This window comes from Streptomyces sp. NPDC047917, assembly GCF_043204345.1.
In the GTDB taxonomy this organism is placed as follows: domain Bacteria; phylum Actinomycetota; class Actinomycetes; order Streptomycetales; family Streptomycetaceae; genus Streptomyces; species Streptomyces sanglieri.
This window is the reverse complement of sequence record NZ_JBIDCA010000008.1, coordinates 68,142-85,171: the sequence shown is the minus strand read 5'-3', so window position 1 is coordinate 85,171 and position 17,030 is coordinate 68,142. Positions and strand designations below refer to the sequence as shown.

13 protein-coding genes are annotated in these 17,030 nt (G+C 72.6%); 1 reads left to right on the top strand and 12 read right to left on the bottom strand.

Annotated features, from left to right (window positions below; genetic code table 11):
- Positions 1-13: 13 nt before the first annotated feature.
- On the bottom strand, positions 14-418 hold the full coding sequence (locus ACGF8B_RS20425) for a globin (RefSeq protein ID WP_392740310.1): 405 nt from the start codon (positions 416-418) through the stop codon (positions 14-16).
- Positions 419-572: 154 nt separating this feature from the next.
- Between ACGF8B_RS20425 and ACGF8B_RS20420 the strand changes: the two genes are divergently transcribed.
- Positions 573-1,553: a methyltransferase domain-containing protein gene (locus ACGF8B_RS20420; protein ID WP_392740308.1), complete on the top strand. Its 981-nt coding sequence runs from the start codon at positions 573-575 to the stop codon at positions 1,551-1,553.
- Positions 1,554-1,595: 42 nt separating this feature from the next.
- On the opposite strand, the gene ACGF8B_RS20415 is transcribed toward ACGF8B_RS20420, so the two are convergent.
- The 11 genes from ACGF8B_RS20415 to ACGF8B_RS20365 all read right to left on the bottom strand — a co-directional run bounded on the left by ACGF8B_RS20415 (position 1,596) and on the right by ACGF8B_RS20365 (position 17,025).
- Complete coding sequence (locus tag ACGF8B_RS20415) at positions 1,596-2,891, bottom strand: FHA domain-containing protein (RefSeq protein WP_392740307.1); 1,296 nt, start codon at positions 2,889-2,891, stop codon at positions 1,596-1,598.
- 137 nt (positions 2,892-3,028) lie between these two features.
- Positions 3,029-4,387, bottom strand: a complete 1,359-nt coding sequence (locus ACGF8B_RS20410; protein ID WP_392740304.1) for a VWA domain-containing protein — start codon at positions 4,385-4,387, stop codon at positions 3,029-3,031.
- A gap of 123 nt (positions 4,388-4,510) precedes the next feature.
- Entirely contained in the window at positions 4,511-5,827 is a 1,317-nt protein-coding gene (locus ACGF8B_RS20405) for a protein phosphatase 2C domain-containing protein (protein ID WP_392740301.1), read from the bottom strand.
- 2 nt (positions 5,828-5,829) lie between these two features.
- Entirely contained in the window at positions 5,830-8,586 is a 2,757-nt protein-coding gene (locus tag ACGF8B_RS20400; protein ID WP_392740298.1) for a tetratricopeptide repeat protein, read from the bottom strand.
- A 64-nt stretch (positions 8,587-8,650) separates the two neighbouring features.
- On the bottom strand, positions 8,651-9,973 hold the full coding sequence (locus ACGF8B_RS20395) for a hypothetical protein (RefSeq protein WP_392740297.1): 1,323 nt from the start codon (positions 9,971-9,973) through the stop codon (positions 8,651-8,653).
- A 105-nt stretch (positions 9,974-10,078) separates the two neighbouring features.
- Positions 10,079-11,122, bottom strand: a complete 1,044-nt coding sequence (locus tag ACGF8B_RS20390; RefSeq protein WP_392740294.1) for a glutamate ABC transporter substrate-binding protein — start codon at positions 11,120-11,122, stop codon at positions 10,079-10,081.
- A gap of 11 nt (positions 11,123-11,133) precedes the next feature.
- A complete protein-coding gene (locus ACGF8B_RS20385; RefSeq protein ID WP_392740291.1) occupies positions 11,134-12,525 on the bottom strand; it encodes a hypothetical protein in 1,392 nt (463 codons plus the stop codon).
- A 396-nt stretch (positions 12,526-12,921) separates the two neighbouring features.
- Positions 12,922-13,896, bottom strand: coding sequence for an N-acetylglucosamine kinase (locus ACGF8B_RS20380; RefSeq protein ID WP_392740289.1), 975 nt, complete (start codon positions 13,894-13,896; stop codon positions 12,922-12,924).
- Positions 13,887-15,176, bottom strand: coding sequence for a 6-phospho-beta-glucosidase (locus tag ACGF8B_RS20375; RefSeq protein ID WP_392740287.1), 1,290 nt, complete (start codon positions 15,174-15,176; stop codon positions 13,887-13,889). Before ACGF8B_RS20375 ends, ACGF8B_RS20380 begins: the two co-directional genes overlap by 10 nt.
- Before the next feature lie 3 nt (positions 15,177-15,179).
- Positions 15,180-16,082: a carbohydrate ABC transporter permease gene (locus ACGF8B_RS20370; protein ID WP_384776537.1), complete on the bottom strand. Its 903-nt coding sequence runs from the start codon at positions 16,080-16,082 to the stop codon at positions 15,180-15,182.
- A gap of 1 nt (position 16,083) precedes the next feature.
- Positions 16,084-17,025, bottom strand: a complete 942-nt coding sequence (locus ACGF8B_RS20365) for a carbohydrate ABC transporter permease (RefSeq protein ID WP_384748566.1) — start codon at positions 17,023-17,025, stop codon at positions 16,084-16,086.
- Positions 17,026-17,030: the final 5 nt, after the last annotated feature.

Here is a 17,030-nt window from a genome sequence, read left to right as displayed (position 1 = left end):
CAGGTGACGGGGGTCAGCCCTCGGTGTTCACCATCGAGGCGGCCGCGTAGGTCAGGTAGTCCCACAACTGACGCTCGTGCTCCGGCGCCAGACCGAGTTCGTCGAGGGCCACCCGCATGCGGCTCAGCCAGGCGTCGTGCGCCGCCCGGTCCACCCGGAACGGGACGTGCCGCATCCGCAGCCGGGGGTGCCCGCGCAGCTCGCCGTACGTACGGGGCCCGCCCCAGTACTGGATCAGGAACAGCGCGAACCGCTCCTCGGCCGGGCCCAGATCCTCCTCCGGGTACATCGGCCGCAGCAGCGGGTCCTCCGCGACGCCCTGGTAGAAGCGGTGCACCAGGCGTCGGAAGGTCTCCTCGCCGCCGACCTGCTCGTAGAAGGTCTGCTCCTGAAGCGTGTCGCGCGGGTTCTCTGTCACCCGTCCATCGTCGCAGACGCACCGGCCGAGGTCCGGAGTCCTAGGCCCTCTCGTCCGGAGCAGGCCGGGCTCGCGTGCCCCGGTGCCGCCCCGCCGGACCTCCGCCCGGCCCGGGTTCCTGGCCACTCGGCCCCCGGCGCAGGAAGGTGGAGGTATGGACGCGCACACCGACCGGTTCGCCGCGGCCGCCGCCGAGGAGCGGTGGGCGATGGTGCGGTCCATCGTGGCCGGCGGGGCGCTGGGTGATCCCGGCTGGCGGGCCGCCTTCGAGGAGGTGCCGCGGCACCTGTTCGTGCCGTACTACTTCGTGGACGGCGGATACGACCGGCTGTGGTGCGAGGACCCCGACCCGGTCCGGCGGGCCCGGTGGCTGATCGGCGCGTACGCGGACGGGCCGCTGGCCACCCGGATCCGGGACGGCGAACTGATCTCGTCGAGCAGCCAGCCGTCACTGATGGCCCGGATGCTCGAAGAGCTGGACATACAGGACGGGCACCGGGTCCTGGAGATCGGCGCGGGCAGCGGCTACAACGCGGCGCTGCTCGCCCACCGGCTCGGCGACGACGCCGTGACCACCGTCGACCTCGACCCGGAGATCACCGAGTCGGCCCGCCGGCACCTGGCCGCGGCCGGCTACCACCCGGCGGTGATCACCGGGGACGGGGCCCGGGGCTGGCCCCGGCGCGGCCCGTACGACCGGATCATCGCGACCTGCACCCTGCCGTGCGTACCGCAGTCCTGGCTGGAGCAGTGCGTGCCGGGCGCCCGGATCCTCGCCCCGTTCGCCACCGGACTGATCGCGCTGCGGGTACGGGAAGCGGCGCACGGGAAGTACGCCGAGGGCCGGTTCCTGCACACGGCCGCCTACTTCGTACCGCTGCGGGGTGCACCGGTGCGGCCCGTGCGGCACGCGCACACCCGCGCGGTGCCGAGGCGGGTCGGCGAGAACGACCTCTTCCGGTTCCTGCTGGAGCTGACCGAGGGCACCCTCGACCCGCGCGAGGCCCTCTCCCTCTGGCAGCGCGAGAAGCGCCCCGAGCGGGAGAGGTTCGGCATCACGGTCAGGGACGGGCGGCAGTGGGCCTGGCTGGACGACCCCGAAGGGCCGTACGCCTGGCCACTGCCGACCGTGTGACGCGTGTGGCGCGGGCGATGCCTGCGGCGCTTGCGACGCGGATCAGTCGCGGCGGATCGTGATCGTCGTCCACGCCCCGACGTGCACCCTGTCGCCGTCCTGGAGCGGGACGGGGACATAGGGCTGGATCGGGTCCTCGGCGCCGTTGAGCGTGGTGCCGTTGGTGGAGTTCTGGTCGACCACGGCCCAGCTGCCGTCGGGCTGCTGCACCAGCACCGCGTGCTGGTGCGAGACGCCCGGGTCCTCCGGCGGCACGGACAGATCGATGTCGGGGGACTCGCCGGTGCTGTGCCTGCGGCGGCCGACCGTGATCTGGTTGCCCGCCAGCGGAAGCTGCTGCTCCGGGGAGTACGCGGGCAGGTTCAGCCCGGTCGCCTCGGGGCCGCTGCGCTGCATCATCGCCAGGAAGTACTCCCGGTCCGGTGCGATGACCGCGGTCCAGCTCGCGGGCGGCTGGTTCTGGCTCTGCCCCGGGAACGGCGGCTGCTGCTCCGGGGTCGTCTGCTGCGGGCCCTGGGTGCGGGACGGCGGCGACAGCATCCAGTCGTCGTCGGCGCTCTGCGGGCCCTGCTGGTGCTGCGGCGGGGCGGGCGGCTGCGGAGCCGGCGGACCGGGCTGCTGGAACGCGGGCGGCGCCGACTGCTGCTGGAACGGCGGCGGCGCGGACTGCTGCTGGAACGGAGCGGGCGGCGCGGGCGGGGCCGACTGCTGCTGGAAGGAAGGCGGCGGGCCCTGCTGCTGGAACGGCGGCGGGGGCGACTGCGGACCCGGGCCGGGAGCGGGCGGCGGTGACTGCGGACCCGGGCCGGGCGGCGGTGACTGCGGACCCGGGCCGGGCGGCGGTGACTGCGGGCCGGGGCCGGGGGCCGGGGGACCGGGGCGGTTGCCCTGCTCGGCGGAGAGCGGCTCCGCCGGGCGGTTCATCTGCGAGGGCCGCGAACCCTGGTAGTCGAACGGGTCGCGCGGCAGCTGCGACGCGGCCGGCGGCTGCTGGGCCTGGAAGCCGGGCGGCAGGTTCAGTCCGGGCGGCGGGCCCGGAACGCCGTGGGCCGGGGCCAGCGGCGTGTACGACGTCGCGGTGTTCGTGAGGAAGTTCCAGCGGCACTCCTCGCAGAACGGTGCCATCGCCTCACGAGGCGTGCGGCACTGCGGGCAGAGCTCCGCGGCCTGGGTCGCGTCGGACCCCGGGCCCGGCGGGTAGCCGTAACCGAGGGCGGGCGGCGGAGGCGGCGGCGGGGGGACCGCGCCCGCAGGCGCGCCCGCGCCGGTCATGCGATGGCCGCAGACCTCGCACCAGTCATCGGAACCCGACTGGTGTCCGTTCGGGCAGGTCGGCATGTCGGCGCTTCCCCCTCTCCTGGGCCGGCCCGGGGGGCCGGCGTATTTTTCTGCTCTTCGCCTCCCGGTGGATCATTCCGTCCGGGCGGCTCGACTGCGTGGCTCTGTGCCTGCTGTTTGCTGATTGTTGAACGGTTCTACTTCTTGACGCGAACCGTCTTGGTCGAGCGCGTTTCGAGTGTCATCTCGTCGGCGTCCGCGACCTTTGCCTTCAGTCGCACAGTACCGGTCGCCGCGTCCACGACGTCCACCACCTTCGAAAGCAGTTTCGCAGTGTCCTCGTTCCCGGAGACCGATGCCAGCTGCACCGCGCGGCCCAGTTTCGCGGTCGCGCCGTCGAAGTCGCCCGACTTGCGGGCGTCGAGCCCCTGCTGGATGACCTGGGCCAGCTCCACCTGGCCGGTGTAGTGCGCGACCTGCGGATTGATCGAGGTGGAGGCCACCATGTCCTCGGTCCACACGGCTCGGACCAGGCCCTGCGAAAGGGTCTGCGGAGCCCCGCCGGACGGATCGGGCAGGACCAGCGAGACGCGGGACGCCAGCATTTCCTGGCCGATTCCGGCCTGCGGGACGGTCACGCACACGTGGTAGTCGCGGGACTCGTCGCCCCAGGAACCCGTGGGGTAGTCCCCGGCGCGGGGACCCGCCTCGGTACGCCGGCCGGTCAGATCGACGACCGTCGGTGCGACCTGTTTCACAAACTTGATCTCGACCCCGACGGGCGTCCAGAGCCGCAGCGCCACGTCCGCGACCTCCTTGCCCATCGCGTTCTCCATCATCCGCGTGAAGTCGGCGGCCAGCCCCGCGGGGTCGGCGACGATGTCCGCCGTGCCGAGCAGCGCGGAGGCGATCGCTGTGACCTCTTTCACCTCCCAGTCGGTGCCGACACCACGGGCGTCACAGGTGAAGCGGCCCGCGCAGGAGTCGAGGGCGGCCCGCAGGTCCTCCGGTGCCTCGTGCTCGTTGCGGCCGTCGGTCAGCAGGATGCCGTGCCGGATCTGCACATCGGCCGCGCCGAGCAGCCGGTCGGCCAGCCGCAGCCAGGTGCCGATCGCCGTACCGCCACCGGCGCTGAGCGCCCGCAGGGCACCCTTGGCCTGGGCCCTGGTCTGCGCGTCGGCCACGGCGAGCCTGCCGTTGCCCGGGTAGACCTCCTTGGCGACGTGCGTGCCGCCGACGACGGCGAACGAGGTGCCGTCGCGCAGGGTGTCGATGGCCGCGGCCGTCGCGTCACGGGCGTTGCGCATCTTCGTCGGCGGATAGTCCATCGAACCGGAGCAGTCGACCATGATCACCACGGCGGCCTTCGGTGACTGCCCGGGAACGTGCGCGGGCGACGCGGCCGCACCGGACAGCGGGACGCCGCCGGTGGTGCCGCCCCCGGTCGAGGTGACCGTGACGATCGCGTTGACCTCGCGGCCGCCCTCCGGCAGATATTCGTTCTGGTACACCTCGACGGAGAACTGCGGCACGTTCGACTTGGAGAAGTTGGCCATCTGGTCGGCTCCTTGGGACTCCAGGTGTCGGATGAAGACAGCTGTGAGGGAAGAAAAAAAGGACGAAGGCAGCGGTGACGGACCGGGCGGTCGGAACCGGAACCAAGTGTTACGGAACGGGACTCACGTGGTACCGCAGGCCGATCCTGCCCCCTGAGGTTCCACGGCGAACGGCAGCAGAGCCACTGTTACGTTGTCGTGGCCCCCACCGTCGAGCGCATGACCCACCAGCACCTGGGCGCCGTGCAACGGCCGTTGATGCGCGTCGGCCGGCACCGCCGCGGCCATCTCGGCCGCCGACTCCGCGTAGTTCCACAGGCCGTCCGTGCAGACGACCACCAGACCGGACCGGTCCGGCTTGAAGGAAACGGTGTGCGGTTCCAGGTCGTAGGCGTCGGCGCCGAGCCACCCGGTGATGGCGTGGGCCCGCTCGTCCGCGTACGCCTCCGCCTCGTTCATCAGGCCCGCCGCCACCATCTGCGCGGCCCAGGAGTCGTCCTCGGTCAGCCGGGCGGGCGGGTTGGTGCGGTCGTCGGGCACCCAGTAGACACGGCTGTCGCCGACCCAGCCGACGATCAGCAGACCGCCCGCCATGATCGAGCCGACCAGGGTGCACGCCGGGGCGTTCTGATGGCGGTGCCGGTCGTGCTCCCTGGCCCGGGCGGGCTCCTGGGCCAGGGCGTTGACCGCCTCGGCGGCCGCGAGGATCGCCTCGTGCATCGCCTGCTGCGGGTGGGTGCCGCGCGGCAGCGACTCCAGGAGCGCCTCGTTGGCCGCGCTCGCGGCGGCCGCCGACGCCTCGTCCGGGCGGCTGGCCGACGAGACACCGTCGCAGACGATCGCGACGACGGCCGGTGAACCGTCCGGCAGGGCGGTGGTCGACACCGCGAACGAGTCCTCGTTGCGGTGATGACGCAGACCCCGGTCGCTGACGGCGGCCACCGAACCGAGCTCCTGCTCCATGTGGTCCCGCTCGCGCGGCTGGGCATGACCGCAGTTCTCGCAGTAGCCGTCGGTGTCGACACTGCCCGCCCGGCAGGCCACACAGCGCTTGGCGCCGGCCGGTGGGGTGGCCGCCACCGGATCCACGGCGGGGGTACGGGGGTCGGGCGCGGCCGCCGGCGCGGGGGCACCGGCCGCCGCTGCGGGGGGCGGCGCGGCCGCGTCGGCGGACGGCGCCGGGGCGGCCAGCTCGAAGTCGTCCGATCCGTCCGGCCCGTCGGAACCGCCCGGTTCCTCCGATGCGCGCCGCCGGTCGAAGCGGACCTCCGCCGCGCCGTCCGCCGACGTGGTCATGGCGATCGTCGGATGGTCCTGGGGAACGGCGGGCACGGCCGACAGGTCGTACCCGCACGCACCGCAGAACAGGTCCCCCGGCTCCAGCGGCTCCTCGCAGCCGGGGCACTTCGACAGGGCCGTCTCCTGTGGCTTCTGCGACATTTTCACACCCACGTCCGGGGGCGGAAACGGTTGGCCCGCTCCACCAGTTCGATCCTCTCATCGCCGGGCTCCGCAAGCCTGGCGAGCATCCGGTACGAACGTTCGAGCCCGAAGCGCAGGCCCCGTTCGTCCAGCTCACTGCCCAGCAGCGTGCCCGGCCCGGTCGGGCCGGCCGGCGGCCGGGCCGCGGGGCCACCGGAGAGTACCCAGTCGAGCGCCGTGCCCAGCACCTCGGTCGACAACTGCTCCCGGCGCACCGCGTCCAGACCGAAACCGGCCAGCCCCGACACCTGCGCCGAGGCGGCCATCAGATCGGTGATCAGCGGCTCCTCCGGGGCCCGCCCTCGCAGCCGGGCACGCACCGCGGCCACCCGGGCCGCCGTGTAGTGGATCGACGCCTCCGGCACCGACTCCAGCGCCCCCACGGCCCCGGCCCGGTCCCCGGCGGCGAGCCGCACCCGGGCCAGCCCGAAGGCGGCGCTGACGAAGCTCGGGTCGGTCGTCCACACCAGCCGGTAGTACTCGGCGGCGTTGTCCAGCTGGCCCAGTACCTCCGCGCAGATCCCCAGCGCCAGCTTGGGCGCCGGCTCACCGGGGAACGCGTCGTACACCGCGTCGAAGGACAGCGCCGCGTTCTCGTTGTCACCGGTCACCAGCGAGGTGATGCCGCGGTACCAGACGACCCGCCAGTCGTCCGGGTACTGGCCCTCCAGCGCGGTCAGGGTCTGCCCGGCCGCACCGAGGTCGTTCAGCTCCAGCCGGGCGCGCAGCTCACGCAGCCGGGTCTCCAGCGACGCCACCGGCACCGCGCCCAGCGCGGCGACCAGCTCGGACGGGGCGGTGGTCATCAGACCTGCGAGGAAACCCGCGTTGGGGTCGCTCACGTCGACCCGGGGGACCGGCAGCGCCAGCGAGGTGGCCCCTACGTCGAGCCTGGACAGCCGGGGGACACCCGGGGCGGGGGAGAGCGCCGGCGCACCGGGGACGCCGGCCGGGACGCGGGGCGCCGGGATCGGGGACCGCGTCTGCGCGTACGCCAGGGCCTCGCCGTTCCCGGCCGGACCGTTGCCCGCCCGTACGTGGGTGGGCGGCGCGGCGAGCGGAGCGGCCCCCGGCGCGGGGTGTCCGGGAGCGGGCGGGGCGCCCGCGGGCAGCACGCCCGGCGCCGGTGCGGCGGACGTCGGCGCCGCGGCCCGGGGCCCGGTACCCGCCCCGCCGCGCCGCCCGGAGCGGCCGAGCCGGGCCGGAGCCGCGGCCCGGCCCCCCAGCTGCGACGCGTCGCCCATCAGCTCCGGGAACAACTCCGTGTCGGTGACCCGCACTTCGGTGCCGAACAGCGTCGAGAGCGCCGGGCGTGGCCGCCCGGTCTGGAGCGACACCACCTCGCGCAGCACACCCGTCAGCTGCTCCGCCATCTCCGCCGCGGAGGCGAACCGCCGGGCCGGATCCGGGTCGGTGGCCCGCACCAGCAGCCGGTAGAACGACTCGTAGGTCCGGAACACCTCGATGTTGTCCGGATCGGGCAGCGAGTCCACGAAGACGTTGGTGTAGCCCTGGAAGTCGAAGGTGAGCACCGCGAGGGTCCGCGCGACCGTGTACAGGTCGGAGGCGACCGACGGGCCGACCTCCGCGACCTCCGGCGCCTGGTACCCCACCGTGCCGTAGATGGCCGACTCGTCGTCGTCCATCCGGCGCACCGCGCCCATGTCGATCAGCTTCAGCTGGTCCTCGGTCTGGATCGCGTTGTCGACCTTGAAGTCGCAGTACAGCAGGTTGCGGCTGTGCAGATGACCGAGCGCCTCCAGCGCCTCGATGCCGTACGCGCACGCCTGCTCGACCGGCAGCGGATCGCGCTTCCCGGCGGCGGTGCGGCGCTCGTTGGCGATGTCCTTGAGCGCCTTGCCGCCGACGTACTCCATCACGATGTAGCCGTCGAGCGAGCCGGTGCGCTGGTCGAGGTGCTCGACGAAGTTGTAGATCCGGACGATGTTGGAGTGCTCGATCTCGGCGAGGAAGCGGCGCTCGGAGATCGCGGCCTCCATGGCGTCCTGGTCACCGGTGTCGAGCAGACCCTTGAGGACCACCCAGCGGTCCGAGACCGCGCGGTCGACCGCGAGATAGACCCAGCCGAGCCCGCCGTGCGCCAGACAGCCGGCCACCTCGTACTGGCCGTGGACGATGTCGCCCTCGTGGAGCTTGGGCACGAAGGAGTAGGGGTGGCCGCACTTGGTGCAGAACCCCTCCGTGCGGCCCGTCCGGTCACCGCGCGACCGGCCCACCGGCGCCCCGCAGTCGGACCGCGAACAGAAACGCTTCCGCTCCGGTACCTCCGGGTTCTCCATCACCGCCGAGCGCGGGTCGGGACGCGGCACGTCCGGCACCTCGACCAGACCCACTCCCAGCCTGCCCCGGGCGGACGCGCCCGAGGACGAACCGGAGGACCGGACCGAGACCGAGGGGGAGGTGGCGGCGCCGGACAGCGAGCGCGAGAGCCGCCCCGACACCGAACGCCGCGAGGTCGACGAGCGGGAGGAGCGGGACGAGCGCGAGGACGCCCGCGACGAGGACCGCGAACTGCTGTTGCTGCCCCGACTGCCCCGGCTGTTCGCACCGCCGCCCGCGATCCCGGTGGCGGGCGAGCTCACCATTCCGTTCGGCGAGACGACCGGAGCCAGACCGCAGGTGTCGCAGTACAGCTCACCGCCGCCCATGTCCTCGTAATTGCCCTCGCACGCGGGGCGCTGGCACTGCGTACTCATGGTCGGTCCCCCTGATCGCCCCGCCGCCGCAGCGGCGGCCCTGCCACCTTGCACACGTCTGTGGTCATCGCCGGTCCTCCGGTCCCGGCGCCCGGCGCTGGGACAGCAGCTCGGCCGCCGCCTCCTGGTAGCGCAGCACCGCCTGCCCGGCGACCCGCAGATCGCACGGCGCGCTCCACAGCATCCGGCGCGCCGCGTCGTACCGCTCGATCAGCAGCGGGTCCTCGGCCAGCCCGTGCCGGGCGACCTTCGCCTTGTACGCGTCGAGCCTGCCGCGCAGCTCCGCCCGCACGGCCAGCGGGGCCGTGACCGCGGTCAACGACTCGCGGGCCCGCAGCAGTTCCTCCTCCGCCTCCCGCTCCAGCGTCTCCAGAAGCGGGGACAGCCGGTGCCACTGGGCGTGCCTGCGGTACTCCGAGGCGGCGGCCAGCCGCTCCTGGAGGACCGTCGCCGGGCCGCTGACGGCGGGCACCTCGGTGGCCGCGATCTTCGCCAGCACCTCGCCGCGCGCCGACCGGGCCTCGGTCAGGGTGCGGTCCGCGCGGGAGAGCACGTCGCGCAGCTGGACCAGGCGCTGCTCGGCGTCCTGCCGGACCGCGAGCACCGCCTCGATCTCGCGGCGCACGTCGTCCAGGGCGCGGGCCGCCCGGTCGTAGCGCGCCGTGTCGGGGCGACCGCCGCCGGGCGCCGAACTGCCGGGCCCCGGCAGCCAGAACGCCAGGGGATCGGAGATCACCTGCACCCGCAGCGTGGTCAGCTCGTGGGTGATCGCCTCCAGGTCGTCGCCCGCCGGGTGCTCACCGGGCCGCACTCCCACGGAGTGCGCCAGCGAACGGGTGCGGTGCAGCTCGGCGGCGAGCAGATCTATCCGGGCGGGCAGCGCGGACCACACGGAGTCGGAGGCCACGACCATGTCCAGCGAGCGGGCGTACAGCTCGTTCATCCGGGCGACCAGCTCCTCCAGCGTGAACCGCTCGGAGAGCTTGGCCGGTCCGTTGACCGAGGGGTCGGGGCGGGCCGCCGCGTGCGCCACGGTGACGCCCTGGCCGCGCAGCAGCTCGGTCAGGGCCACCAGATCGTCCCGGTTGGGGTAGCGGCGGCGGGCCCGCACCGAACGGGCCTGGGCGAGCGCCCCCGCGTAGGCGTCGAAATACCCCCACAGCAGCGTGATCGACTGCTCGGTGGAGGCCCAGCGCTCCCGGGTGACACCGGTCAGCTCGGCGCCCTCCAGGAGCCGGCGGCCCGCGTGGTCCTGCAGGGCGAGCAGCGAGGTCTCGATCGCCTCGTGCTCCGCGCCGAGCCGGGCCAGCGCACGGTCCGCCTCGTCCCGGTCCATGACCGGGCCGGGGGGCCTGGCCGCATAGCCGGGGAAGGGGCCCGCGCCCATCGATCACCTCTCCGTTCTCGCTGCCGGGACGTGCCCGGCAGGATCAGTGCCACTGCCTCACCGCCCGGGTCCGCGCCATCGCGCTCACCCGGCCGGAGCCGGCGGTCAGTCGCTCCGGTACTTGGGGGCCGGCGGTCCCTTTATCCCCGGCAGCCCGGCCTCCAACCACTCCTGGTAGGACAGCATCCACTCGCTCTTCGCACCGCCGCTGCGGTAGCCGACCAGCACCTGGTTGACCCTGGCCACCAGATCGTCCGCCCCGAGCTTCGCCGCCACACCGTAGTACTCGGTGGTGAACGGCTTGTCGCCCTTCAGCTCGACCGCAGGATCCTGGGCGGCCTGCCCGGCCGCCAGGGCGTTGTCCGTGACCACCGCGTCGACCTCGCCCATCTGCAACCGCACCAGGCAGTCCAGCTGGTTGGGGACGGTGAGCTGGTTCTCGTCCGCGGCGGTGCCGTCGTGCGGGTCCTCGAAGACCGCGCCGAACGACTGCTTCTTCAGCGCGTCGTAGGCGGTGGAGCCGTTGGCGGTGCAGACCCGCTTGCCGGCCAGGGACTTGTCGTACCCGGTGATCGTCGAGTCCTTCGGCGCGAGGACCTGCTGACCGGCCTGGAAGTAGGCGGTGGAGAACGAGACCTTGCGCGCCTGCTTGCAGTTGATCGTCATCGTACGGACGACGACGTCGACCTTGCCGTCCGCCAGGAGTTCGGCCCGCTTGTTGGTGGGGATGGCCCGGAAGATCACCGCGTCGCGGTCGTTCAGGATGTTCCCGGCGATGGCCCGCACCAGATCGATGTCGAAGCCCTCGATCCGGCGGTTCTCCGGGTTGCGGTAGCCCCAGCGGAAGCTGTTCTGGTCGACGCCCGCGATCAGCTTGCCGCGCTTCTTGATCCTCTCGATGCTCGGCCCGTCGGCGGACGACGGCGGGAGGCTCGCCTCCGGGTCCGTGCAGTCGTCCGCCTTGGCCTGGATCGCCGTCGCGGTCCGCTGGCCCGCGACGGCCCCGCCGAGGGCCCCGGCGCCGCCGTGGGCGAGCGGAAGCAGGGTCAGCGAGGCCGTCACCGCGCAGGCCGCGGCCATGGCCGTCACCCCGCCCCAGCCGCGCAGCCCGACCCGGGCGGACCACGCGCCCCTGCGCCTGTCGGTCATCGCTCCCCTTCTCATCGGTACTCCGAGAGCCTGCGGTTGATCCCGACGATCGAGGCGGCGGCACCCAGCACGGCCAGCGCGGCGGCCCCGGCGGGCAGGCCCCACAGGGCCCCGCGCCCGTCCTCGGCGGCCCGGGTGAACTGGGCCTGCTCGTGGGCGAGCGCCTTCGCCAGCGCGTCGTCCACCTGCTGGAAGGACCGGCCGGTCGACTCCTTCGGCCCGATGATCTGCTCCAGGGCGCCCTCGTAGTCACCGTTGTCGTCGGTGGTGCGGGCGGCCCGGTGGCGTTCCTGCCACTCGGTGGCGGCGGTGACGGCGGCCTTCACCGGGGACTTCCCCAGGTCGTCCTCGGCCAGCCCCCCGGCGCTCCCCAGTGCTTCGCGCAGTGCCTTCATGTCCGTCGTGTAGTCCGACTCGTACTTGTCGTTCTTGCCGTCCGGGGTGAGCACCGCGCCCCGGGCGACGAGCGTGAGGTTCTCGTTGGCGCGGGCCTTCAGCGAGTCGATCCGCGCGTGGTTGAGCACATCGAGGGACTGCTGCCCGTTCACATCCGCGGCATGCAGCTGGGACCGGGCGACCGTGTGCCCCACGGCCAGCCACAGCAGGATCACGGTCGACGCGGCGGTCGCCACGATCAGCCCGTGGTTGAAGACCCGGTTCGTACGGCGGTAGTTGCGCCGCTGCGCCCAGAACAGCGCGGCCAGGGCCACCACACCGAGCCCCAGCGAGAGGAACGGCCAGGTCCGCGCCGAGTCGTTGTCCTCGCCGAGCCTGCCGGTCTCCGCCGTGTACAGCCGCTCGGCGGCCGGCAGCAGCACGTTGCTCATCTTCTGGTTGGCGTACCGGAGGTAGGCGCCGCCCAGCGGCAGGCCCTGCCGGTTGTTGGCCCGGGCGCGCTCGATCAGGCCGGTGTAGCGGGGGAGTTCCACGTTGAGGGTGGCGATCTCCTGCCCGGACTTCGTCGCCGCGTCCGTGTTGGCGGCGGCCCTCACCAGCAGCCGGGACGCCTCCTTGATGTCCCGCTCGTACTGGTCGTGGACGTCCTTCGGCTCCTGGGCCCCCGCCAGGAAGCCGCTCGCCGCGGCGGTGTCGGCATCCGCCAGCGAGCGGTAGACGGCCGCCGCGTCGGCGCTCAGCGGCTGGCTGCGGCCCACCACGTCGCTCGCGGCGGACTCCCGGTCGGCGACCTCGAACGCCGTCACGGCCCCGAACGCCACGACGAGCAGGGCCAGTACGGCCCCGATGATCTGCAGCCTGCCCGGCTCGGTGGTGGCCGCTGCCCGCACCCGGCCGGCCGTCATGGACAGCACGCCGCGGTGCGGCGGAGCGGGTACGGTCGCGGGCGCGGGCGGCGATGCCTGCTCGTGTTCCGGCGCCGTGCGTACATTCGGCGGGTATGTCACTCGACCTCCCCCTCGGTCACTGACGGTGGCCCGGCCCCCGGCCGATCGGGGGCTGGTGCCCGGCCATGAAGTATGGCCGCAGGGACCGGCGTCCACACCTGGAACGTCCGGATCCTGCATCGGCCCACGGACGCGCTCACGCGCGTACGACTGCGGTCACCCCGCATTCGATCAAGGCCTGCGCCGCCGATCAAGACGATCGGCGGACCAGTACCCGATGCGGGCCGATCTCCCCACTCATGAACACGTCCGGGACAACTGATCGGTTCCCGTACGCAAGGGGCGTCCCCCGGCGCACAGGCACCGGGGGACGCCCCTCGGGCCTGTCCGTCGGATCATGGCCGGGGTCGTGGCGACCCTGATCCGACGGACAGGCCCGTGACGGCGGACGACGCGTCAGCCGTACTGCGCGCGCAGCCTCTCGTGCACCGGGGCCGCCGCACCCGTGTGGTCCAGGCCGAGCAGCGCGGCGCCCAGCACCGGCGGCTGGGTCACCACCCGGACGACCGCCTTCGGGGCGCGCGCCGCGAGGAGTCCGGTGATCTTCGTGTCCAACTGCGGGTGGCGGGCGGCCAGTACGCTGCCGCCCAGTACCACCGGCGCCGGCTCGTCCAGCAGGTCGAGCCGGCCCAGCGCGACCGAGGCCATCGCGACGACCTCCTCGGCCAGCCGGTCCACCAGCGCGCCCGCCACCGCGTCCCCGGCCGCCGCGGTCGCGAAGAGCACCGGAGCCAGTTCGTGCCGCCGCTCGAACTCGACCCGGCCCAGGTGCAGCGCCTCGATCAGCGCGTACATCGAGCCGAGCCCGAAGTGCCCCGGCAGCGTGCGGACCAGCTCGGTCGGCTCACCGCGCCCGTCCTCGGCCCGCGCGGCGAACCACATCGCCTCCTCGGCCAGCCCCGCGCCACCGCCCCAGTCACCGGAGATCCGGCCAATGGCGGGGAACCGCGCGGTCCGCCCGTCCGGCACCATGCCGACACAGTTGATCCCCGCGCCGCAGACCACGGCCACCCCGCGCGGCTCGTCCACCCCCGCGCGCAGTATCGCGAAGGTGTCGTTGCGCACCTCGACGGTGGCGCCCCAGCCCCGCGCGAGCAGCGCGGCGGCCAGCTGTTCCTCCTCCACCGGGAGGTCGGCGTTGGCGAGACAGGCGGACACGTGCGTGACGGAGCCGACCGGTACGCCGGACTGCTCCAGCGCCCGCCCGACCGCCGTCCCGAGGGCGTCGACAGCCGCCTCGATGCCCACGGCGGGCGGCTGGAAGCCGCCGCCGCGGGCTGTCGACAGCACCGTTCCGTCCGCGCCGATCAGTGCCACGTCGGTCTTGCTGTTCCCCGCGTCGATCGCGAGGACCGAAGCGTTCACGCCCACGCCAGGTGCTCCCGGTTGTGCGCGATCAGTTTGTCGGTGAGCGCCTCGGCGTACTCGAACTGACCGATCAGCGGGTGCGCGAGCAGCGCCTTGAACACCGCGTTCCGCCCGGCCTCCCGCCCGGTGGACCGGCCACCGAGCAGCGCGGCCTCCAGGGCGAGGTCCTCGTACGCCGTCACGTTGGAGATCAGACCGGCGTACAGCGGGTCCAGCGCGGGCACGGCGAGCGGCGTCGCGCCCGTGCCGTCGACCCGGGCCTGCACCTCGATCACCGCGTCGTCCGGCAGGAACGGCAGGGTGCCCCGGTTGTAGGTGTTGACCACCTGCACCGCGGAGCCGCCGGAGCCGAGCAGCGAGGACGCCAGGTCCACGGCCGCCTCCGAGTAGAAGGCGCCGCCGCGCTTGGCGAGCAGCGCGGGCTTCTCGTCCAGCGCCGGGTCGCCGTACATGGCGAGCAGTTCCTTCTCCATCGCGGCCACCTCGGCCGCCCGGGACGGCTTGGTGCCGAGCTCCCGCACGACCGCGTCGTGCGCGTAGAAGTAACGCAGGTAGTACGAGGGGACGACGCCGAGCCGGTCGGTGATCGCCCGGGGCATGCGCAGATCGTCCGCGATCGCGTCGCCGTGCTCGGCGAGCAGCCTCGGCAGCACGTTCTCGCCGTCCGGGCCGCCGAGGCGCACCCCGAGCTCCCAGGTCAGGTGGTTGAGCCCGACATGGTCGAGGTGCACCTCGGCCGGGGTGACGTCGAGCAGCCGCGCGAACTTGCGCTGGAAGCCGATCGCCACGTTGCACAGGCCGACGGCCTTGTGGCCGGCCTGGAGCAGCGCCCGGGTGACGATGCCGACCGGGTTGGTGAAGTCGATGATCCAGGCGTCCGGGTTGGTCCGGCGGACCCGCTCGGCGATGTCCAGGACGACCGGCACGGTGCGCAGGGCCTTGGCGAGGCCGCCGGCGCCGGTGGTCTCCTGGCCGATGCAGCCGCACTCCAGCGGCCAGGTCTCGTCCTGGTTGCGGGCGGCCTGGCCGCCGACGCGCAGCTGGAGCAGGACCGCGTCGGCGTCGGCGACGCCCGCGTCCAGGTCGGAGGTGGTGACGATCCTCCCCGGGTGGCCCTGCTTGGCGAAGATCCGCCGGGCGAGGCCGCCGACGAGTTCCAGGCGGTCGGCCGCCGGGTCGACGAGCACCAGCTCCTCGATGGGCAGCGTGTCCCGCAACCGGGCGAAACCGTCGATCAGTTCAGGTGTGTAGGTGGACCCGCCACCAACTACTGCGAGCTTCATAGGTCAGCCCTTTACTCCGGTCAGTGTGACGCCCTCGACGAATGCCTTCTGGGCGAAGAAGAAGACGAGGATCACGGGGGCCATGACCAGTACGGTCGCGGCCATGGTCAGGTTCCAGTCGGTGTGGTGTGCGCTCTTGAAGGAGTCCAGGCCGTAACTGAGCGTCCAGGCACCCGGGTTCTCCGACGCGTAGATCTGCGGGCCGAAGTAGTCGTTCCAGGCGTAGAAGAACTGGAAGAGGGCGACGGCGGCGATGCCCGGCTTGGCCATCGGCACCACGACGCGCATCAGGGTGCGGAACTCGCCGCAGCCGTCGACCTTCGCCGCGTCGAGGTACTCGTTCGGGATGGTCAGCAGGAACTGCCGCAGCAGGAAGATGGAGAACGCGTCGCCGAACGCCATCGGGATGATCAGCGGCCAGAGCGTGCCGGACATGTCCAGCTGCTTGGCCCAGAACAGATACATCGGGATGATGACGACCTGCGGCGGCAGCATCATCATCGAGATGACCAGCATCAGCGACAGATGCCGGCCGCGGAAGCGGAACTTGGCGAGCGCGTAGGCCACGGGCAGCGACGAGACGACCGTGAGGACGGTGCCGAGCCCCGCGTACAGCAGGGTGTTGCGCCACCAGATCAGGAAGCCGTCGGTCTCGAAGACCCGCCGGTAGTTGCTCCACTCGAAGGGGTGCGGCCACAGATCGCGGGTCAGCGCCTGCTGGTCGCTCATCAGCGAGGTGAGCAGCAGGAAGACGAACGGCAGCACGAAGAAGAGCGCGGCGGCGACGCCGAGCGCGTGCACCGCGATCCAGTTCAGCATCGACTTGCGCCGCGCGACGCGTTCGGCCGGGGTGGCCGGGCCGGTCGCGGGGCCGGTCGTCTTCACGGCGTCGAGAGTCTGCGCCACGTCACTCACCTGCCTGGATCAGTCCGCTGCGGCGCCGCATCAGCAGTGCGGTGAACGCCATGGCGAGTACGAAGAGAACGAGCGCGACCACGCAGGCGGAGCCGTAGTCGAAGCGCTGGAAACCGAGGTTGTAGACGACCTGCGGCAGCGTCAGTGTCGACTTGTCGGGATAGCCCGGTTCGAACTGCTGCCCGGAGCCGCCCAGCACGCCCGAGGCGACCTTCCCGGCCACGAACGGCTGGGTGTAGTACTGCATCGTCTGGATGATCCCGGTGACCACCGCGAACAGGATGATCGGCGAGATGTTCGGCAGGGTGACGAAGCGGAACCGCTGGGACGCGGTCGCCCCGTCCAGCTCCGCCGCCTCGTACTGCTCCTTCGGTACGTCGAGCAGCGCGGCCATGAAGATCACCATCAGGTCGCCCACCCCCCAGACCGCGAGCGCGGTCAGGGCCGGCTTGGACCAGGCGGCGTCGGTGAACCAGCCGGGCGTGGGCAGCCCGATCTCGCCGAGGATCGAATTGACCGGCCCGGTACCCGGGTTGAGCAGGAAGACGAAGCCGAGGGTCGCCGCGACCGGCGGGGCCAGGTAGGGCAGGTAGAACAGGGTCCGGAAGACCCCGGCACCCGTCTTGATCTTCGTGATCAGCAGCCCGACACCGAGGCCGAACACCACCCGGCAGGTGACCATGACCACGACCAGCCAGAGCGTGTTGCGCAGCGCCGGCCAGAACAGCGGGTAGTCGTTGAAGACGAACGCCCAGTTCTTCAGCCCGCTGAACTCGGGGGCCGTGAAACCGTCGTACGAGGTGAAGGAGAAGTAGACGGTGGAGATCAGCGGGTAGGCGAAGAAGACGCAGAACCCGATCAGCCACGGCGACATGAAGGCCGCTGTCCGAAGCGCCGACCGGCGGCGCTTCGCGCGGAGTGTGTACGTGGTCATCGCGG